19 protein-coding genes are annotated in these 20,136 nt (G+C 62.4%); 11 read left to right on the plus strand and 8 right to left on the minus strand.

Annotated features, from left to right (window positions below; translation table 11 throughout):
* The first annotated feature begins 76 nt into the window (after positions 1-76).
* Positions 77-427, plus strand: a complete 351-nt coding sequence (locus tag DVR09_RS07305; RefSeq protein WP_115416351.1) for an ArsR/SmtB family transcription factor — start codon at positions 77-79, stop codon at positions 425-427.
* Here the strand turns inward: DVR09_RS07305 and DVR09_RS07310 are convergent.
* Positions 418-789 (minus strand): VOC family protein, encoded by a 372-nt coding sequence (locus tag DVR09_RS07310; RefSeq protein ID WP_115416352.1) that lies wholly within the window; start codon positions 787-789, stop codon positions 418-420. The genes DVR09_RS07305 and DVR09_RS07310 overlap by 10 nt on opposite strands.
* A 124-nt stretch (positions 790-913) precedes the next feature.
* Here DVR09_RS07310 and soxR point away from each other — a divergent pair, with 124 nt between their 5' ends.
* The 3 genes from soxR (at position 914) to DVR09_RS07325 (ending at position 5,044) form a co-directional block, all read left to right on the plus strand.
* A complete protein-coding gene (soxR, locus tag DVR09_RS07315; protein ID WP_115416353.1) occupies positions 914-1,351 on the plus strand; it encodes a redox-sensitive transcriptional activator SoxR in 438 nt (145 codons plus the stop codon).
* A gap of 310 nt (positions 1,352-1,661) precedes the next feature.
* Positions 1,662-3,800 (plus strand): TonB-dependent siderophore receptor, encoded by a 2,139-nt coding sequence (locus tag DVR09_RS07320; protein WP_115416354.1) that lies wholly within the window; start codon positions 1,662-1,664, stop codon positions 3,798-3,800.
* Positions 3,800-5,044, plus strand: a complete 1,245-nt coding sequence (locus DVR09_RS07325; protein ID WP_115416355.1) for a PepSY-associated TM helix domain-containing protein — start codon at positions 3,800-3,802, stop codon at positions 5,042-5,044. Before DVR09_RS07320 ends, DVR09_RS07325 begins: the two co-directional genes overlap by 1 nt.
* Before the next feature lie 190 nt (positions 5,045-5,234).
* On the opposite strand, the gene DVR09_RS07330 is transcribed toward DVR09_RS07325, so the two are convergent.
* Positions 5,235-5,762 carry a SixA phosphatase family protein gene (locus tag DVR09_RS07330; protein ID WP_115416356.1) on the minus strand — a complete coding sequence of 176 codons (528 nt, stop codon included), beginning with the start codon at positions 5,760-5,762 and terminating at the stop codon, positions 5,235-5,237.
* Positions 5,763-5,772: 10 nt separating this feature from the next.
* On the minus strand, positions 5,773-8,514 hold the full coding sequence (locus DVR09_RS07335; RefSeq protein WP_115416357.1) for an ATP-dependent DNA helicase: 2,742 nt from the start codon (positions 8,512-8,514) through the stop codon (positions 5,773-5,775).
* Between the two features lie 195 nt (positions 8,515-8,709).
* Between DVR09_RS07335 and DVR09_RS07340 the strand changes: the two genes are divergently transcribed.
* The gene (locus tag DVR09_RS07340) at positions 8,710-9,720 is read left to right on the plus strand and encodes a hypothetical protein (RefSeq protein WP_115416358.1); all 1,011 of its coding nucleotides are present in this window, start codon (positions 8,710-8,712) and stop codon (positions 9,718-9,720) included.
* Positions 9,721-9,795: 75 nt separating this feature from the next.
* Here the strand turns inward: DVR09_RS07340 and DVR09_RS07345 are convergent, their stop codons facing one another.
* Entirely contained in the window at positions 9,796-11,004 is a 1,209-nt protein-coding gene (locus DVR09_RS07345; protein ID WP_115416359.1) for a methionine gamma-lyase, read from the minus strand.
* A 118-nt stretch (positions 11,005-11,122) separates the two neighbouring features.
* Here DVR09_RS07345 and DVR09_RS07350 point away from each other — a divergent pair, with 118 nt between their 5' ends.
* Positions 11,123-11,572: an Lrp/AsnC family transcriptional regulator gene (locus DVR09_RS07350; RefSeq protein ID WP_115416360.1), complete on the plus strand. Its 450-nt coding sequence runs from the start codon at positions 11,123-11,125 to the stop codon at positions 11,570-11,572.
* 77 nt (positions 11,573-11,649) lie between these two features.
* Here DVR09_RS07350 and DVR09_RS07355 read toward each other — a convergent pair whose 3' ends face one another.
* Positions 11,650-12,009, minus strand: a complete 360-nt coding sequence (locus DVR09_RS07355) for a hypothetical protein (RefSeq protein WP_115416361.1) — start codon at positions 12,007-12,009, stop codon at positions 11,650-11,652.
* 228 nt (positions 12,010-12,237) lie between these two features.
* Between DVR09_RS07355 and DVR09_RS07360 the strand changes: the two genes are divergently transcribed.
* Positions 12,238-13,866 (plus strand): lysine--tRNA ligase, encoded by a 1,629-nt coding sequence (locus DVR09_RS07360; protein ID WP_115416362.1) that lies wholly within the window; start codon positions 12,238-12,240, stop codon positions 13,864-13,866.
* A gap of 71 nt (positions 13,867-13,937) precedes the next feature.
* Here the strand turns inward: DVR09_RS07360 and DVR09_RS07365 are convergent, their stop codons facing one another.
* Positions 13,938-14,606: a prolyl hydroxylase family protein gene (locus DVR09_RS07365; protein WP_115416363.1), complete on the minus strand. Its 669-nt coding sequence runs from the start codon at positions 14,604-14,606 to the stop codon at positions 13,938-13,940.
* A 101-nt stretch (positions 14,607-14,707) separates the two neighbouring features.
* On the opposite strand from DVR09_RS07365, the gene DVR09_RS07370 reads away from it, so the two are divergent.
* Positions 14,708-15,262, plus strand: a complete 555-nt coding sequence (locus DVR09_RS07370) for a cytochrome b (protein WP_115416364.1) — start codon at positions 14,708-14,710, stop codon at positions 15,260-15,262.
* Between the two features lie 88 nt (positions 15,263-15,350).
* On the opposite strand, the gene DVR09_RS07375 is transcribed toward DVR09_RS07370, so the two are convergent.
* Positions 15,351-16,511, minus strand: coding sequence for an RcnB family protein (locus DVR09_RS07375; RefSeq protein ID WP_234041358.1), 1,161 nt, complete (start codon positions 16,509-16,511; stop codon positions 15,351-15,353).
* 220 nt (positions 16,512-16,731) lie between these two features.
* Here DVR09_RS07375 and DVR09_RS07380 point away from each other — a divergent pair, with 220 nt between their 5' ends.
* Both DVR09_RS07380 and DVR09_RS07385 read left to right on the plus strand, forming a co-directional pair.
* Positions 16,732-17,301 (plus strand): PNPOx family protein, encoded by a 570-nt coding sequence (locus DVR09_RS07380; RefSeq protein ID WP_234041359.1) that lies wholly within the window; start codon positions 16,732-16,734, stop codon positions 17,299-17,301.
* Positions 17,302-17,566: 265 nt separating this feature from the next.
* A complete protein-coding gene (locus tag DVR09_RS07385) occupies positions 17,567-18,241 on the plus strand; it encodes a hypothetical protein (protein WP_162814877.1) in 675 nt (224 codons plus the stop codon).
* Positions 18,242-18,299: 58 nt separating this feature from the next.
* Here the strand turns inward: DVR09_RS07385 and DVR09_RS07390 are convergent, their stop codons facing one another.
* Entirely contained in the window at positions 18,300-18,737 is a 438-nt protein-coding gene (locus tag DVR09_RS07390; protein WP_115416367.1) for an FKBP-type peptidyl-prolyl cis-trans isomerase, read from the minus strand.
* A gap of 203 nt (positions 18,738-18,940) precedes the next feature.
* Between DVR09_RS07390 and DVR09_RS07395 the strand changes: the two genes are divergently transcribed.
* Positions 18,941-20,059: an endonuclease/exonuclease/phosphatase family protein gene (locus tag DVR09_RS07395; RefSeq protein ID WP_115416368.1), complete on the plus strand. Its 1,119-nt coding sequence runs from the start codon at positions 18,941-18,943 to the stop codon at positions 20,057-20,059.
* Positions 20,060-20,136: the final 77 nt, after the last annotated feature.

Genomic DNA, 20,136 nt, shown 5'->3' on the forward strand with positions numbered 1-20,136 from the left:
CCTACAGTGGACAAGTAGGCGCAGCCGGGCACCCGAAACTTGAGCGACTCGGCAGGGGTTTCTTAACCTTGCCGCCATGACCGACACTTTCGTCGCCCTGTCCGATCCCACCCGCCGACTGCTGCTCGACCGGCTGAGCGAGGAGGGCGGGCTGACCTTGTCCGACCTATCCGAAGATCTGCCGATGACACGCCAGGCGGTGGCCAAGCACCTCGCCGTGCTCGAGGCGGCCGAACTGGTCGCCTCCGAGCGCGACGGGCGTTGCAAGCGGCACTATCTCAACCCGGTGCCGCTGGCGAAGATGGCCCGCCGCTGGCTGGGGCGTTTCGAAGAGGTCCCGCTGGCGGCGATGTCCGGCTTTCACGGGTCCGCAGGCGAGGCTCGCGCGGCGCGAACAGAGACTGGCGCAGGATCGGCTCATTCATAGCTGACCACCTCGAATTCGATCCCGTCCCAGTCCAGGAAATAGAACCGGCGGCCAGGCTCGTAATCGTCATGACCGAAGGGTTCGAGGCCATGCGCCGTGACGACCATCTCCGCCGCGTCGAGATCGTCGACGGTGAAGGCGACGTGGTTAAGCGGCTGACCCTTGCGATAATCGCCCTTCACATGCTCGCCTGTGTAGAGAGCGATGTAGTCGTGAGCTTCGCCGACGTGGATCGTCCTCCCGCCTAGCTGCGACTGGCCGCGCCAGCGTTCTCTCCAGCCGAGTAAGTCCTTGAACAGCGCGGCGCTGCGATCGGGATCGGTCACCGATATATTGGCGTGTTCGAGGCGTCCTGTAACCATCGTGCATCTCCTTTTCTGGGGCGGGGGCCGAGAACCGGCCAATCGCCCGCATTTGCGATGCACATACCTTTGCAACCTCAACTTCACTTGAGGTCAAGTTTCAAAAGTCCTATCAGTGAAATCGATGAACTCGAACGACCTTCTCAGCATCGGCGACCTCGCGCGCCGCACCGGCCTCTCGGCCTCGGCGATCCGCTTCTACGAGGATAAGGGGCTGATCCAGGCGCACCGCACCGCGGGCAACCAGCGCCGCTTCCTGCGCAGCGATATCCGGCGGCTGAGTTTCATCCTGATCGTGCAAAAACTCGGCCTTTCGCTCGAAGAAATCGGCGACCATTTGCGCAGCCTGCCGCAGGGGCGCACGCCGTCGAGCTTCGACTGGTGGAAGATCAGCGAGGCGATCCGCGAAAGCCTCGACCGCCGGATCGCGCAATTGCAGGCCCTGCGCGACAATCTCGACGGCTGCATCGGCTGCGGCTGTCTGAGCCTGAAGACCTGCAAGCTCTACAACCCCGACGATATCGCCGCCGAGGGCGGGCCGGGGCCGAGGGTGCTGCGCTGATTGCCAACGGTCAGCTCATGCCCCGAAATCGGACTTGGTGGTGCATCTGACCGATCGGTAAAAGCGGCTATTCTCAAGAGCTGGATGCCATGAAAATCGCGCCTCTGGTCCAGTCATTCAGACTGGCAAACCGAAACTTGACTTCGACTTAGTCTTTTCTTGGCGGTCACCGCTGGAATTGCTTTTCCAGAACGCCGAGTCCCTGATCGCCACCACGCCGGCAATCCGAGATGCTATTGCGAATCGTTCTCATTGACCGTTGATCGTCGACCTCCTAATTCTCCTGCGAACGATTCGCAGGAAGAAAATCATGAGGACCTATCTCTTGCTCGCTGCCGCGAGCACCGCCTTGACGTTTGCGCCGGCTCATGCACAGGACGTCGCGCCGTCCGCCGACGCCTCCAAAGCGGAGCAGAGCGACGAGGTCGATCCCGAGCATACGATCATTGTCAGCGGCCGCGCTCAAAAGCTCTATCGCGTGGAGGAAACCAGTTCAGGCAAACTGGAGACACCCCCGCTCGAATCAAGCTTGGTAATCACCACCATCACCGAACAGCTGATCGAGGACCAAGGCGCGCGCGATGCGCAGGATCTCTATCGCAATATCTCGGGCGTGAGCTTCTTCAGCTATGCAGGCGTGACGGCGCGCGGGTTCCGGCAGGAGGAGATTTTCTACGACGGGCTCCGCGGCGATCCCTATGCTGGATTTTCCGTGCCGCAGCTGTTCAACGTCCAGCGAGTCGAGTTTCTAAAGGGTCCTAGCGGCATGCTCTACGGCCCCGGCGCGCCCGGTGGGTTGTTCAACTATGTCACCAAGAAAGCCCAGGACGATGAATTTGACGGCATGGTCAAGGTGATCGCCGGGACCGAGGACCGTTTCGGCGGGTCGGCTGAGGTCAATATGCCGCTGGGCAATGGTTTCGCGGCGCGCGGCGGGTTCTTCTACGAAGATCGTGGCACCTTCCGCTTCAATGCCGCTTCGCGCACCATGATTGCCGATGCGGGCGTGTCCTTTGATCCGGGCCCGGTGCGAGTGGACATACAAGCGACGCGTTATGATCAAGAGCTCGACGCCAACCGGCTGCGTGGCGTCCCGGTAGGCGACGATGGTGAGTTTCTGACTAGCCGACGCTGGAACCACAACGAGCCAACGGATTTCCTCAACCTCGAATCCGACGTTCTCCAAATGCGTCTGGAGGCGGAGCCCTTCGATGGACTAACCGTAGACGCCACGGCGCGCTATAACAGCGCGACCGAAGTGCAAAACTATCACGAGCCACGCGGGCTGTTCGATTCGGACGGCGATGGCACGATCGACGCCACGATCCGCGAGTTCCGCGACCAACGGCGCGAACAGGAGACTTGGTCATTCGGCGCGAACGCGATTTGGGCAACCGATCTGAGCGACACCGTGCGCAACCGCATGCTGTTAGGGGCCGACCACTACATCGCCGAGACCTATTTTCAGGGCCGCTCGCTGCGCGGCGGGACCACCGACATTCCGGGTCTGCCCAACCCGCTGAGCCTGTTCGATCCGCAATACGGCCAGTCCGACCGCGCGACCTACATTCAAGGCGCTTTCCGGATCAGCCGCGGCGACAGTAGTCAGACCGGCTTCTACCTCCTCAACGAACTGACCGTCGGTCGGCTGATCCTGACCGGAGGCATTCGCTACGATGAGGCTGATGCCGACGGGCTGGTCGAAGACGAGACCACCTATCGCGCCGGCGCCGTCTATCGCGTGACCGACGAGATCTCGGTTTTCGGCCAATATGCGACGAGCTTCGAGCCGCAGAGCGCAAGCGCGCAAAATCCGCTCGCCGGCGGCCCGTTCGATCCCACACGCGGTGATATCGTGGAGGGCGGCATAAAGACCGCGCTGATGGACGGGCGCATCCAGTCGACACTGTCCGCCTACCGCATCCGGCGTACCAATATCCTCCAGGCCGACCCGCGCGGCGATGTGGGCAATGACGGGGTAGACGATCTGCTGGCGGCTGGCGAGATCACCAGCAAGGGGATCGAGTTCGATCTGGCGGCCGACATCACGCCAGACTGGGTGCTGACGCTCGCTTACAGCTACAATGATACGCGCATCACGCAAGACAATGGTGGGGGCGGCTTCCCGCTAAATGTTGGCGACCGCTTTCCCAATGCGCCCGAACATCAACTGGGGTTCTGGACACGCTATCAGTTTCCCGGTCTCGGCCTCGCCGCGGCTCTGGGTGGCGACTACGTTTCCGAACGGGTGAGCATCAGTGGCCAGCCGGTCAATCCCTATATGGTGTTCGACGCTTCGCTGATTTACGAAACCGGACCGTATCGCGCACTCATCCGCGTCGATAATTTGTTCGACAAGACTTATGCTGCCTCGGGCTTCATCGAGCGGACGGGACATTTCCCCGGCGCGCCGCGATCGGCCTTCCTCGAGATTGGATATGCCTTCTGATGGAGATGGCGCGGGGCATCGAGAGCGGAACGTCGGTCCGCGCGAAACCCGCGCCCAAAGCCGCGCGGACGTGGTGGAAAGTGCATCAATGGGTCGGGTTGAAGCTCAGCCTATTCATGACCTTCATCTTGTTCACAGGGACTCTGGCGGTGCTTAGCGCCGAGATCGACTGGTTGGTCCAGCCGAGCCTGCGCGTTGCTCCGTCGACTGTCGAAGGGCCGATCGCCTGGGCCGAGATAGCCGAGAATGCACGAGGTTATCCCGGCGTGGCGAAGGTGAATTATATCGGCGCGCCGACCGCATCGGCCTTCGCTTCCAAGGTGACGGTCGAGGACGAGGCGGGCAACCTGTTCTTTCTTCACGCCCATCCCACCACGGGCAAGATTCAGGGAACCGGGCCATGGGTGGGCGCGCAGCGCGTGCTGCGCAACATGCACCGGCATTTGAACCTGCCGGTCAAATACGGCGTTCCGATCGTCTCCTCGCTCGCGTTTTTGCTGCTGGTGACGCTGGTCACGTCCTTCGTGGTCTACAAGAAGTGGTGGCGGGGTTTCACTAAGCCGCTACGCAACCGCGATGCGCGCACCTGGTGGGGGGATTTCCATCGCCTGGCGGGCGTCTGGTCACTGTGGTTCGTAGCGCTGATCACGCTGACGAGCATCTGGTATTTCGTCGAGAGCCTAGGCGGCAATGCGCCGCCGCATCCGCGCGTGGAGCGCGAGGCGCCGGTCGAAACGGGACGGAGCGAGGAGGGGAGTCTCGCGGCGGCGATCGATGCGGCGCTGGCTGCCTATCCGGGCCTGCAGGTTGAAAACGTCCAACTGCCGGGCGAAGAGGGTGTGCTGCAGATGAATGGCGAATTCGAGGCGGTGCTGGTCCGTCCGCGCTCGAACGCGGTTTATGTCGACGCCCGCACCGCTGAGGTGTTGCTTACGACCGACGGGCGTGAGTTGAACCTCCACCAGCGGATCGGCGAGATGGCCGACCCGCTCCATTTCGGCTATTTCGGCGGTTACTGGACCAAGGTACCCTGGTTCCTTTTCGGCCTGGCCATGACGGGGCTCTCGCTGTCGGGAGCGGCAATCTATTCACTGCGCATAGCGCGCGAGCGCGGCGATCAGGTGCGATTGGGACGAAGTTTTTCCGGTATGTGGCAGGGAATGGGGCGCTGGCGCTGGTTGTCAAACTCCCTGATCGCCATCGGATTTGTGTTTCTCGCCTTTCTTATCCTCGGCATTCAGTAGCTTTGTCGCCTTATCAGCGGTTTGCACCACGCCGACAATCAATAGCTGCCATGTTTAGGGCTGGGCCCCGTCTCGCCATCGGCCGAATGACCACTCCATTCGGTCGAAGAGCCGAAAGCGCGTCTTCGCGAAACCACTTTGTAGCTGTCCGAACCTGACTAGCACCCCGCCCGGAACCGGGCTGGTCCCCTCAATATTCCGGCCCAAGCTCCGGATCGAGGTCGCGGGGCCGGGCGAAATGCACCAGCACGCCGCAGCCGTCGCGCAGGTCGCTCCATTCCTCGATGTCGAGTTCGAACACGGCAAAGGCGGCGGTGGGGAATTTTACCTTGGCCTCGTCGTAGAGCGCGTTCTCGTTTTTGGGCGCGACCAGTTCGAACAGCATGTCGCCGAGGCCCGGATTGTGGCCCGAAACCAGCAGCGCATCGCCATCGCCGCCCTTTTCGCGGATTACGTCCATGATCGTGTCGGTCCCCGCGAGATAGAGCCGTTCGTCCCATTGCGGTACGAATGCGGGAAGCGCCGCAGCCAGTGTTTGCTTCACACGTTCGGCGGGGCTGGCGACCAGCCTGTCCCAGCCTACGCCATGCGCGCGGATATGCTCGCCGATCACCTGCGCCCCTTGGCGCCCGCGATCGTTGAGCCCGCGATCGAAATCGCGCTTGTCGCTTTGCCCCCAATCGGACTTCGCGTGTCGCAGCAGGCCGAGGATCTTCATGCGCGCGTCATCACTGGGGCTGGGTCTCCGCTGCCATCTGCTCGGGGCTAACAACACCCTTGGCAACGCGCTGTAAAGCCTCTTCGAGTGTCAACCGCGTGACGGGCGTGCCCTCGGGAAAGGCGGAAAGCAACCGGCTGGGGAAGGCGGGCGAGAGCATGACGAAATGGCCCGAATCCTCGCGCGTGCGGATCAGCCGCCCGAAGGCCTGCGCGAGGCGGGCGCGAATGATCCGGTCGTCATAGCGCTGGGCACCTCCTGCTTCCTCGGCGGCAGCGGCGCGGCGCGCGCGATGGAGGATGGTGGGGCGTGGCCAGGGTACGCTTTCCATGACCACGCAGCGCAAGCTTTTGCCGGGCACGTCGACCCCGTCGCGCAGCGCGTCGGTGCCGAGCAGGCTGGCGTGCGGATCGTCGCGGAAGATATCCGTCAGCGTGCCGGTATCGATCGGATCGACATGCTGGGCATAGAGCGGCAACCCCGCCCGCGCGAGCCGGTCGGCAATCCGGCCATAGACCGCGCGCATCCGCCGGATCGCCGTAAACAGGCCAAGCACGCCGCCATTGGAAGCCTCGATCAGCCGTGCATAGGCACCCGCGAGCGCGGGAATATCGCCGCGCCTGATGTCGGTGACGATCAGCACCTCGGCGCGGCTGGCATAATCGAACGGGCTGTCCGCCTGCGCGGTCTTGGGTTGCAATTCTAGATGCGGCGCGCCGCTTTTGGCGATGGCGTGAGCCCAATCGGGGCCGCTCTCGTCCCGATCGGTCAGCGTGGCGCTGGTCAGCATCACGCCATGTGCCGATTCGAGCACCACTTTTGCGAAGGGCTTCATCGGATCGAGCCAGTGGCGGTGGAGCCCGACATCGAATTCGCGCGCATCGTTGCGATCGACCTGCAACCAATCGACGAATTCGGGATCGGCCGGGCCGCCCAGGCGCGAAAGCAGCGCCTCCCATGCGGCAATCAGGTCGATCCTCCAGGCCAGCGAATGGCGCGCCCCCTCGATCCGCGCACGGCCCTGGCCATCGAGCCAGTCGGGCGCGTCTTCCAGGACCGCCTCGAGCCGACCCGCGAGTTTGAGGAGTGGCGCACGGATGGAGGCGAGGGCCTGCGCCGCCGTGCCTGCCGTCTCGACCAGTTCGCCCGGAAGCTGGGCGGTTTCGGTTTCGATGCCATAGCCCGCCTCAAGCCCCTTTTCGTCGCGCGCGAAGGTGGTCGCGCGCACGACGGCGAGGAGTTCTTCCAGCGGCCCGATAGGCGAGCCTTCCGCCAGACGTCCGAGCCAGCCATCGGAGGGCAGGGCATGCGCGGCCTCGACTGCGTCTTCCACCGCTTCGCCGCCCGCATCGTCATAGCTGGCGACATCTGCGAGACGGGCGGACAGGCCCCGGCGCCGACCGCGGCTGTTCTTTTCCGGCCCGATGATCCAGCGCCTCAGCTCGATTGCCTCCTGCCCGGTCAGCGCGGCGGAGAACGTGCTGTCGGCAGCGTCGAACACGTGATGACCTTCGTCGAAGACGATCCGCGTCGGGCGTCCGTTCACATCGCGCCCGCGAGCTGCATTGATCATCACCAGCGCATGGTTGGCGATTACCAGATCGGCCTGGGCGGCATTACGCGCACTGCGCTCGATAAAGCACTTCCGGTAATGCGGGCAGCCGGCATAGACGCATTCGCCGCGCTGGTCGGTCAGCGCCGCGATCCCCCGTTTGCGGAACAGCGTGCCGAGCCAGCCCGGCAGATCGCCGCCGATCATATCGCCATCCTGCGAATAGGCTGCCCAGCGCGCGACCAGATGCGCGAGAATGGCGGGGCGACCGGTAAAGCCGCCCTGCAGCGCGTCTTCCAGATTGAGCAGGCAAAGGTAGTTTTCCCGGCCCTTGCGCACGACCACTGGCGGTGAACCATCCGCGCGGATATTAGGCCAGGCGCGCCTGCTTTCCTGCCGCAACTGGCGCTGGAGATTCTTGGTATAGGTCGAAACCCAGACTGTCCCGCCCGACCGTTCCGCCCACAGCGAGGCGGGTGCGAGATAGCCCAGCGTCTTGCCGATGCCGGTGCCTGCCTGCGCCAGCAGGAGGTGGGGGCGTTTCTGCCTGTCGCGCGGGCCGAATACGCTGCCCGCGTCGCGCGCGAACAGCCTTTGCCCCTCGCGCCTCTCGGCACCTTCTCCGGTAAGCCGTTCAAGGTGCGCCTCGATTTCGGGCTCTTCGATCAGAACCTGCGCCGGTTGGGCTCGTTCGGGGGCCTCCTCCCACTCGGGCAGCCGCGAGAAGAGCCACTTTTCGGCGCGTTGCGGTTTCCTCACATGCGGAGCGAGCACATTCGCCCAGGGCCAGCGCAGCCGCGCGAGCGATTGCAAGCTCGACCATGCTCCTTCGCGCTGCTCCCAGTCCTCGCTCTCGCAGGTTGCCACCAATACGCCCGCGGCCTGCTGAAGCAGCAGGGGCACGGCAGCATCGTCGGCCGGTTCGTCGAGGCCCAGCGCATGGGCAAGCCCCTTGGGCGTGGGCACGCAAAAGCTCGCCGGATGGACGAACGCGAAGAGTTCCAGCAGGTCGAGGCCAGACAGGTCGGGATAACCCAACCTGCTTGCCACCAGCGGAGCATTCATCAGCAATTGAGGCGTATCGGCAGCCGCCATAACCGCCTCACCCTTGGAGCAACCGCGTGTCGGCCCGTTCGGGTCGCGCAGCCAGGTCCCGGCATGGCTTGCGTGCAAGGCAGGGAGGGGCACCGGCTGAGTCACATATCGACAATGAAAGCGCCGGAACGAAAAGTAAACAGAGGGCGGCGAGACTATGCCGAGGCACGTTCGCTTCATCGCAAGCACTTGGCGGTTAGTCGCGAATTGAATTGGAAAAATCGCGAAAAATCAGATTTTTAGACCTTCCTGAACAACCGTTCATTGGAACTGTGGCGAAATCGTGTTCGTTTTCTGGGCATGACCAAGACCCGTCATCTGATCGCCAGCGCCCCCATAGCGATTGCTGCAATGGCCGCGCTTCATACCTTTCCTGCGCATGCTCAGGAGGCCCCTCCTGCGAGTGCTCAGGACGCGCCCATTCTGGCTCTGGAGACACTGCCGCAGGCTTCGTCTCCGGCACCGGCCCCCGTGGCCATCGCATCACAACCGCCCGCGGCTGCGTCTGCGACCACGCCGACGACAACCGCGCCCGTACTCCCCGTCGAGCCCGTTGCAGCCGAACCGGTACTCCCCGAAACCCAGCCGGTGCAGATCGAGCAAGCTGAGCCGGTCGAGCCGGTGAGCGCGGACCCTGCGCCCGTCCGCCCGGCCACGAATGCCCGGGAGACGTACGCCCGAGAGTCGACGCCCGCTGCAGAACCGGCTGCTGTCATTTCCGTGTCGGAAAATGAAGGAGTAGCCGCTTCGGCCATGCCGGTGACTGACAATACAATGGAAACACCGATTGTTGCGGAAAGCGAGCTTGCGCCGATCCCTGAGCCCATCCGAGATGAAAGTTCCGCTGCGCTCCTATTCGCCCTGCTGGGCATCGGCGGGATCGGTTTGGTTGCCTTCCTTCTGATGCGCCGCCGTCGCCGTACCACGGATGTGCCGACAATTGAGCGCCCGGTAGTGGCCGCACCGATGACTATCGACCGCGAGCCGGTGGTGACCGCCCTTGACGAAGCGCCCCATCGCGAACTTCCGGTTGATCCGGCCCCCACTCAGCCGACCAGCGATGTTGCCGTGCCGCTTCCCGTACAGCTTCCTGAAAGCCGCCGCGAACGCGGCCGTCTTCTGCGGAGCCTGATCGAAGCGCGTCCCGACCGGGCCAATCCATTCCGCTCGTACAAGGCGCGTGCCAAACGTGCCCGCCTGATCCTCCAGTCGATCGGAACCCGTTTCACCAATCGCAAGCCGGGCATCGATCTGAGCCAGTACACCAATGTCTGGCCGGAACTGCGCGGCTGGCGTCCTGCGGCAGCCTAAACCCCTCCCGACCCCTCGAATGGTGTCGCAGCGGTAGGGGCGCCCTCCCACAAGGAAGGCGCCCCTATTGCCGTGTCACGCAGCGATGGAGAGATCGGACGCTGTGAGCGCCTGTTCGAGATCGGCAAAGATGTCCTCGGCATCCTCAAGCCCGATCGAGAGGCGCAGCAGGCCTTCGCCGATACCGTGCGCGGTGCGTTCCTCCGCCGTGTAGGTCGAATGGGTCATGCTCGCAGGGTGCTGGACCAGCGTTTCGGCATCGCCGAGCGAGACCGCGCGGACGATCATGTTCAGCCGGTTCATGAAACGGATGCCCTGATCGTAGCCACCGGCGAGGTCGAAGGCGATCATCCCGCCAGGCAGCGCCATTTGGCGCCGGGCCAGGGCGTGATGGCCGAAGCTTTCGAGGCCGGGATAGTGGACGGCGGCAACCTGCGGTTGCGCTTCGAGCCACCGCGCCACTTCCAGCGCGGTTTTGCTGTGCCGCTCCATCCGCAGCGCCAGCGTCTTCAATCCGCGCATGATGAGCGTGGCGGTGAAGGGGCTCATCACCGCACCGGTCATGTCCTTGAGGCCTTCGAGCCTCACGCGCTGCATTGTTTCGGCGCTTCCGACCACGAGTCCGCCGACGAGGTCGCCATGGCCGCCGAGATATTTGGTTGCGGAGTGGACAACCACATCCGCGCCCAGTTCGACCGGACGGGTGATGGCGGGAGTGGCATAGGTGTTGTCGACCACCACCTGGGCGCCACGGGCATGGGCCACTTCGCTGATCGCGGCGATATCGACCAGCCGCATATTGGGGTTGGCCGGGGTTTCGAAATAGACCAGTTTCACCATGTCGTTCATCGCCGCTTCTAGCGCTGACGGATCGGTCAGATCGACATGGGTAACCTTCACTCCGAATTTGGTAAGGCCGTGACGGAAGAAGGCGAAGGTGCAGCCATAGAGCGTCTTGTCGGTAACGATCTCGTCGCCTGCACTCAGCAACGTCCACATAACCGCAGTGATCGCGCCCATACCGCTGGCGGTGGCGACACCAGCATCGGCCCCTTCGAGCGTGGCGATGCGCTGTTCGAGCAAGTCGAGCGTCGGGTTGGATATCCGGCTGTAGAAATAGCCCGGCTGTTCGCCTGCAAAGATCGCACCGCCCTGTTCCGCGCTGTCGAAGGCGAAGGTGGAGGCCATGTGCATCGGCGGAGTGAGCGCGCCATGGTTCTCGGTCGGGTCGTACCCGTGATGGATAGCGCGGCTGGAAAACCCGGATAAGGGCGTGCGGCTCATGATACTGACCTTTCAATACGTCTTGGGGATCAATATACAGCCAAATGGATGGAATATGTCTGCAAATTGCGCCAATGAAAAAGGCTTCTTTGGCATATTATGCTAATCGGAGGGGTGGATGGATACGAAAGACCGCCATATTCTGCGCGAGTTGCAGCGCGATGGTCGGCTAACCAATGCTGAACTGGCCGAGCGGGTAAACCTCTCGCCGTCGCCGTGCCTCAGGCGCGTTCGCAATCTGGAAAAAGCGGGAGTGATCGACCGCTATGTCGCAATCGTCGACCGTGAGGCGGCCGGCTATCCGATTACAGCTTTCGTGCAGGTCACACTGGATCGGCATGATCGCGAAGTGGTCGAAGGTTTCGAGCGGCGTGTGCGGGAGACGCCCCAGATCCTGACCTGCCACCTGCTGACAGGCAGCTCGGACTATATGTTGCAGATCGTGGTTGCCGGGCTCGATGCCTATGAAGATTTCATGCGCAACACGCTGCACACGACACCCGGAATAGCGACGATCAATACCAGCCTAGTCTACAGTACGATCAAGGATACCGTCGAGCTTCCCTAGGGAGTTATGCAAACGAGCGAGGTCGGCATTCGCCGACCCCGCCCCTGTCTACCGGAATATCGCGTTCCGGAGCGCGTTCAGCATTTGCCGAAGGTCTTGGAGATGATCGTCACACCGGCGACCGAAATGGTCACTTTCACGCCGGTCGGGAAGCCCCAGGTTGTGCAGATGCTCAGGCAGGCCTGCGCAGCGGTGCCTTCGGGAACCGAAATCGGGATCGGGATGCACACCGATCCGATGCCCAGCGGCAGGTCCAGGCAGACCTTATGGTCCTTCACCGTTACGCTGATACATTCGGCCAGTGCGGCATACTCGCCGCCTCCTAGAATATTCGGGCTGCCATCGGAGGCTTCGATGCCTACCGTTTCGTTATGACGACGCGCGGCATCAAGTGCCTGTTCGACCTTTTCTTGGTTGAAGCTTGGAAAGTTTGCCATAATTGTAACCTCCTAGTTTGGTTGTTTGCGACATTAGCTGCCGCACGGAGATTGTTTCTGTTTCGGCAAAGCTTTTCGAATCCGACTCAGTCCATGGTGGCGCATACAAAGGTTGCAATCGCCCAAGGCGCGCCAAGTGGCTTGAAGAAGATTCCACGGAATCGGACATATCTGCGCAGGGCAACTTGCTGCTTGCGTCGGTGCTGCATTTTCGCGAGAGGCCGAGGCATGAGCATGACCGATCTGATCGCCGCCGCACGTGTGTCCAAGGCCTGGCCGTTCCAGGAAGCACAGCGCCTGCTCAAACGTTATCCCGACGGCACGAAGCCGGATGGTTCGCCTGTGCTGTTCGAAACCGGCTATGGCCCGTCGGGCCTGCCGCATATCGGCACCTTCCAGGAAGTGCTGCGCACAACGCTCGTAAGGCGCGCGTTCGAGGCCATGATCGGCGCGAAGCCCGAAGACGGCAAGACCCGGCTCGTCGCTTTTTCCGACGACATGGACGGGCTGCGCAAGGTTCCGGACAATGTGCCCAATCAAGAATTGCTCGAGGCCAATCTGCACCTGCCGTTAAGCCGTGTGCCCGACCCATTCGAAAAGGGGCATGAAAGCTTCGCCGCGCACAACAACGCCAAGCTGCGCGAATTTCTCGACCGCTTCGGGTTCGAGTACGAATTCATCGCCTCGAACGACATGTATAATTCCGGCCGCTTCGACGATGCGCTTCGCCAGGTCCTGCGCAAGAACCAGGACATTCTGGACATCATGTTGCCCACGCTGCGCGAAGAACGCCGACAGACCTATTCGCCCGTCCTGCCGATTTCGCCCTCGACGGGCCGCGTGCTGCAAGTGCCGGTCGAGGTGGTCGATCCCGAAGCGGGCCTGATCCGCTTCACCGACGAGGACGGGTCGGTGGTCGAACAATCGGCGCTCGGCGGCATGTCGAAGCTGCAGTGGAAGGTCGACTGGGCCATGCGCTGGTATGCGCTGGGCGTCGATTACGAAATGTACGGCAAGGATCTGACGGACAGCGGGGTGCAGTCGGGCAGGATCGTCAAGGTGCTCGGCGGCCGCAAGCCGGAAGGGCTGATTTACGAGATGTTCCTCGACCAGAATGGCGAGAAGATCTCCAAGTCGAAGGGTAACGGTCTCTCGATCGAGGAATGGCTTACCTATGGCTCGGAGGAGAGCCTGGGATTCTACATCTTTCCCAATCCCAAGAGCGCCAAGCAACTCCATGTCGGCGTGATTCCGCGTGCGGTCGACGATTACTGGCAGTTCCGCGAGCGGCTGGCCGAACAGCCTCTCGACAAACAGCTTGGCAATCCGGTGTGGCATCTGGCGCGCACCAATGGCGGGTTCGAGGGTAGCGAAGCGCCGGGTGCGGGCGACAGCCTGCCGGTAACCTATGGCCTCCTGCTCAACCTCGCCAGCGTCTTGGGCGCGGAAGCGAACGGGGAGGCGCTGCGCGATTATCTCGAAAGCTATATCGGGGCTGGCAAGATCACGCCCGAACTGGAGGCGCTGATCGGCACGGCGATCGCCTATACCCGCGACTATATCGTCCCGACACTGAACAAGCGCGCACCGGCGGCGAACGAAGCCGAAGCCCTGCGTGCGCTCGACGCGTATTTGGCGGATGCTGCGCCAGATACCGGTGCCCAGGATTTGCAGACCGAGGTTTATGAGATCGGCAAACGTGAGGAATACGGTTTCGAGAGCCTGCGCGACTGGTTCAAGGCGCTCTATCAGACGTTGCTCGGGAGCGATCAGGGACCGAGGATGGGCAGCTTCATCGCGCTTTACGGGATCGAGAACAGCCGCAAGCTGATTGCCGAGGCATTGGCCAAGGCGTGAAATAGCGAAGACGCAGGGCCTTGCCTCTCTCGCGCGCAGCGAGATGGCGACTATCGCCCTGGCGATAAGGCTCAGCTATGTTTTCGCGTGCGGTACCATTTGGTCAGCACGTATTTCTGCCCCTTGATGACCGGCGTGCCGGCATGCAGTGTGTTTTCGTTGGGCAGGCCTTCGGGCGTGGCATTGTTCCATACCATCAGCACGCCCGGCTTGGGCTCGATCGACGCACCTACCTCGACGAAGTGGGTGTGCCCGCCTTCCTCGACTTCGTTGAGAAAGGCCATGGCGGTCCAGCAGCGCTGGCCACCGCGCTTGCGTTCCAGCTTCCAATATTCCTGATCGGTATAAAACCAGTCATTATGCGGTTTGAATTCCTGCCCAGGCAGGTAGCGCTGGCCCTGTATGTTCTCGCCGACTTTGCCCGGCAGGCCCAGCCTGTCGTCGATTCGGCGGGAAATCGCCCTCACGAAGGGATCGTGCGGGTCGAAATTGCCCGAATAGGACGTGCGGAATTTGGCGACATAAGCGGTTTCATGTAGCTCGCTCGGCCGTGCGACGGCGTCGATCATTTGCATCAGCCGAGCGCATTCTTCCCCGGACAGGAAGTTGCCGATAGCGTAGATCTCCGCCTTGTCGGAGGGAATCCTGTAAGCCTGCGGATCGGAATCGAGCCGTTTGCGGACAAGCGCGCCAGCGCGCTTCAGTGCATCCTGATCGGGTACGGAAGCTGTCTTGGTCATGGTGGCACTGTGTTAGCAATCGCGCGCGCTGCATCAAGTATGGCGGCTTGCCGCACGATATCAGTCCGCTAGATTGGCTGCACCATATCGGAGAGGGACCTATGAACCAGACAGCCGCGCGCCGCTATTCGACTGGGGCCATGCTATTTCACTGGGCGATCGCCATCGCGGTGATCGTGAACTGGCGGATCGCCGAAGCGGCCGAGCAAGCCGAAATGCCAGCCAAGGCGGAAATATTCGCGAATCACAAGGCGCTCGGCATACTCATCCTCGTTCTGACTCTCGGCCGTCTCGCCTGGCGCTGGACGCACCCCGTTCCACCGCTGCCGAACGATCTTGCCAAATGGGAAGCCGTGCTCGCGCGCACGGTACATATCATCTTCTATGTCCTCTTGATCGGCCTGCCACTGGGCGGCTGGCTGGCCAATTCGATGACGGGCCGGGATATCGATTTCTTCGGATTGTTCACGATCCCGCCGCTTCCAGTGGGGGCCAACAAGGATCTTGGCGGATCGATCTTCGATATGCATGCGCTGGGCGGCACGATCTTCCTCTATCTGATCGGCCTGCATGTTCTCGGTGCGCTCAAGCATACGTTCTTCGACAAGAACGGTGGCATTTTCCGGATGCTGCCTTTCGGCAAGGTACCGGAGTGACGCTGACGTAAGAAACCCCCGCCGATCGCGCGACGGGGGTTTCCAAGGGCCAACCGGACCACTCTCGAATACCGGTGGGCTGTAAAACCTACCAGAAGAAGTCGTAAATCACGTCGACCACTTCGCCATTGTAGACATCGACCAGCAGCACGTCGTCGTAATACCGAACCCAGCGATAGGGACCGTACACATTCGGCAGGCGATAGCGCCAGGGGTCGTTGATCCAGTAACGGCTACCGAAGAACAGATTGCCAATCTGCACACCGATGTTCAGGCGGCGATAGCGATAGTCCCGGTAAGGCGCGTAATAGCGACCGAGGCGGAAGATATCGCGATTGTGGTAACGGTGGCGGTACCAGTCATAACGACGATTGTCGCGCCAGCGGCGATGGTCCCACCGGTCGTAATCGCGCCACCGGCGGCCATCGTAATAGCGTGCCCGGCGATGATCCCGGCGCGCCTCGCGGTAGCCATCGCGATACGCGTCGCGGCGGATGCGGCGGTCTTCCCAGCGATCCCGGCGACGTTCGGCCCTGCGGCCGTCACGATAGGCATCGCGGCGGATACGCCGGTCTTCCCGGGCCTCGCGGCGCCCGTCCTGCCGACGTTCGGCACGGGGGTCCTGACGAGCCTCGCGACGTGCGTCCTGGCGACGTTCCACACGGCGGTCCTGACGAGCCTCGCGACGTGCATCCTGTCGACGTTCGGCACGGCGATCTTGTCGGGCCTCGCGGCGCGCATCCTGTCGACGGTCGACACGATGGTCCTGACGAGCCTCGCGGCGTGCATCCTGTCGACGTTCGGCACGGCGATCTTGTCGGGCCTCGCGGCGCGCGTCCCGCCGACGCTCGGCAATACGCTCTGCGCGCCGCTCTGCACGATTGGGATCGACATAGGTACGGTTGCGCTCGGCGCGGTAGGTCCGGTTGCGGCGCTGGGTTTCACGGCGGTCCTGACGCCTGTCGACACGCCGCTCGCGCACATTCTCGCGACGTTCGCGGCGCGCTTGGGCGATGTCGACGCGGTTGTTTCCGGTCGATTCGGTCGCCTTCAGCCGGTCGCGGCGGCGCTCCCCTTGCGCACGGCGTTCGGTGCGTTGCTGGCGCTCGGCCCGCTGTGCACGGCGTTCCTGACGGGCCGCGGCGCGCTCGCCCCGGTCTCGCTCGATGCGTTCCTGCCGCTCGCGCGATTGCGCTTCGGCTTCGGTGGGCAGGGCAGTGATCGCCATCGCCACGGCGAGGGCGCTCAACGCGCTGCCTTTTAAGAGCTGGGTCAGATGCATGGAGCGTGTCCTTCTATGGGTCGGTGCCGCTCCACCACCAGCGGCCGTTCTTGATGTCGCACAGTGTATCAGAACGGCCTGACCCCAAACTGAACCGGTTCACCGCCACATTGTTCATCTTTTAATAGGAATTAATGAACAAATTGCGGGCTTGGCTCCATGACATGCCCGGTGCATGCAGGCGTCCATGTACGACACACTCGAAGAAGTACGCACCGATATCGCCGCGCGACTGACCGAAGCTGCGCGGGACCGCCGCGTCCCCATGCATACTCCGGTGGTGGTTACCGCCGATGCCGATGCGCGGGTGATGGTACTGCGCGACTTCGATCCCGCGCGATGGACCTTGCGGTTCCATACCGATGCCCGCGCACCCAAGGTCGCCGCGATCGGGGCAGATGCGCGATTAACCGTGGTCGCCTATGATCAACCGGGAAAGGTCCAACTGCGGCTGCACGGTTCGGGGCGGATAGAACGCGAGGGCGCGGCTGTGGATGCTGCCTGGGCGGCCAGCACGAATTTCGCACGTCGCTGCTATCTGGGCGAAGCGCCGGGCGCGAGCGCCGACCAGCCGATATCGGGTTTGCCGGAACATCTCGAGGGTGTGGAACCCGACGACGAACAAATCCGACGCGCGCGGGAAAATTTCGCGATTCTCCTGGTCGAAGTGGAGGAAATCGACTGGTTCAGCCTAGCTCATACCGGGCATCGCCGCGCGCTTCTGACGCCCATCGGCGGCGAATGGATCGCCCCGTAATCCGCCAAGGTTCGCCGTGGCGCGACCTGGTCCGTAGCGGTCGATGCCGATGGACAGACAGACGGAAAGGTCGGGGTGGCCTGACGGGCCAAGTCCAGGTCCTTCGAGCCTAGCTGTATCCGGGCTGCGTGGCATCACACCTTGCGCTTCGAAAACCCGAAGAAGACATGCTGAGGCACCTTGTGACTGTGCCGTTCGTCGTCCACTGTTCTATCCTTGTAGAACACCTGCCGCATTTTTGTCGTCCGCTAGCTAGAGCACGTTCATGAAAGTCCTGACAGCCATTATCGCCGGCTCCATGCTCTCTGCCTGTGCGAGCGGCGGACCCGAGCCCTTCCACATAGGTACGAAGCCTCCCGTGCGTACGGTGGATGGTTCGGCGGTGGTATCGAAAACCATGCCCGCAGCGCGTTTCGTCATGCCGAAGGCGGCGCGCTATATCGGCTCGACGCGTTTCGATCTGAAAGAGGTCGCGGATGCGGAAATTCACCTGTTCGTAGAGCCCGATGCAGCCGGTGTCGTAAAGCGCGCCTGGTGGATCCAATTCGAAAGCTATCTGCCGACCGTTCCCAATGCGCGCTACGACTTTGCCGATACGGGCTGGCCGCTGGTGACGCTGGGCGCGATGGACCTCTATTATCGTGCGCGATTTGGAGCCGCCTATGACAAGCCGCCGAAAGGATCGGAAGCGGAACGGGTGATCCAGATGGTCGAGCGTGCGGGATACCGTTTTCCCGTGGAAACCTTCAGCGCGCAGTTCCACAAGGTTGTGTCCGATGATGCGCGCTCGGAAGTGCTGGTCATCTTTATCGGCGATCTTGCCGATATCGGCCTGTCGGTCGAGGGAGTAATCGCTGGCGGCAAGGACGGAGCGCCGATGCGGTTATTGCACGAGCGCGTTCTGGAGCAGGCGAAACGCCACGTGTCGATCCAGCGCTAAGCCCTGCCGAAAGCGATCGGGGCGGCGGGCGGGTTGCTCACCGCCCGCCGCCATCATGTCAGGATGCGGTGTCGATGGCGCGCAGAGTTAGATCGAAAGTGAGATCCTCGCCAGCGAGCGGATGATTTGCATCGACCTTGATCGAATCCTCGCCGACCTCGACGATATGCAGCATCATCGGGTTGCCATCCGGACCCTGTGCCTGCAGCGCCATGCCGGGCTGCGGATCGGGGCCGGGGGGCAGTTGCGAACGGGGAATGTCCTGCACGAGATCTTCGCGCCGTGGGCCGAAAGCCTTGTCGCAGGGTATGGCAACCGATTGTTCCTCGCCCACCTGCATGCTGGTGAGCGCTTCTTCGATCTGCGGGAAAGTGTTGCCTCCGCCCAGCTCGATGGCCTGCGGACCGGCCTGCGCGGTACTGCCTACCTCCTCGCCGTCGCCCCGCTTGAGCACGTAGTCGATGGTTACGGTGTCACCGTTGTTGGGTGTGGTCATGAATGTCCTTTTTCGGATTTCGTGTTCGCGGCGGTAATGCGCCGACAAGAAACGCGCTCGCGCACCGAGCGCCTTGCAGCGAGTCTCGCAATTCGTACCGCGCTAGTCAATTGGCGCAATCTCACTCCGGACTTTCGGTGGCTAGTTGCCGGATTGGCCCTATAGGGTATTGATCGAAAACAAGGGGTTGGGAGAGAAGGCGAATGGATAGCAAGTCCGGTAGAGAATGGCTTACGCCCGTACGCTGGCTTCTCAGGGTCACTGCCGCGCTACTCGTTTTCGGATCGGTGCTCAGCACGACCGATCTCAATCAGTGGTGGATACGCATTTGGGATTTCCCGCGGTTGCAGATTCTGGTCGCAATGGTTCTTATCGCGGCCGCATTGTGGAAATTGGACCATGCCTGGCGGCCGTGGCTCCCACTGGCTCTCGCCGGTTTTGCGGTGTGGCAGTTCTACAGAGTATTTCCCTATACGCCGCTGGCCACGACAGAAGTATCGCGCGTGGCTCCCGATGAAACCAACGCCACAGCCTGTTTCACCGCCCTCACGCTCAACGTCTTGCAGGATAATCGTCAATATGCGCGCACGGCCGATCTCATCCGCGGCCTCGATCCCGATATCGTCCTGCTGATGGAAACCGATCAGGCGTGGGCCGATGCAATGGCACCGACGCTCGCGAATTATCCCGGCAGGATCGATCGCCCGCTGGACAATACCTATGGCATCATGTTTGCTTCGAGACTGCCGATGGACAATGCCTCGATCCAGGACCTGGCACAGAAAGATACGCCGTCGGTTCTGGCCACGCTGGCGGTCGGTGGTCATCGCTTTCGGATGATTGCGCTTCATCCCCGCCCGCCCATGCCCAAGCAGGATACCGAAGAGCGTGATGCAGAAATCATCATGGCAGCCAAGCAATCGCAGGACCTGGCCATGCCGGTGCTGGCGATCGGCGATTTCAACGATGTCGCTTGGTCGGACACGACGCGTCTGTTCAAGGATATTGGCGGTTTTCTCGACCCGCGGATCGGGCGCGGGACCTATGCGACCTTCCCGTCGGGCATGGTGTGGTTGGGCTGGCCGCTCGACCATTTATTCGCGACAGAGGAATTCCTTCTGGCCGACATGCGCGTGGGCGAAAGCGTCGGCTCCGATCATCGTCCGGTGATCGCCCGCCTGTGCCTCGACCCAGACGCCGCTTTGGGTCGCAACGAGAAGGCGAAAGCCCCCGACGCGGAGGACGAAGAGGAAGCGGGCGAAGTGATGGAGGAGTTCGAGGAAGACACGGCCAAGGACCGGATAGAGGGCGAGGAGGGCTAGGACGCCCGCATGCCGGCTCAGGCTTGGACATCTTCGGACCGTGGTCTTGCGATCAAGGCATTTACGGCCTTGTTTCG

The sequence above is a fragment of the Erythrobacter aureus genome (genome assembly GCF_003355455.1).
GTDB lineage: Bacteria > Pseudomonadota > Alphaproteobacteria > Sphingomonadales > Sphingomonadaceae > Qipengyuania > Qipengyuania aurea.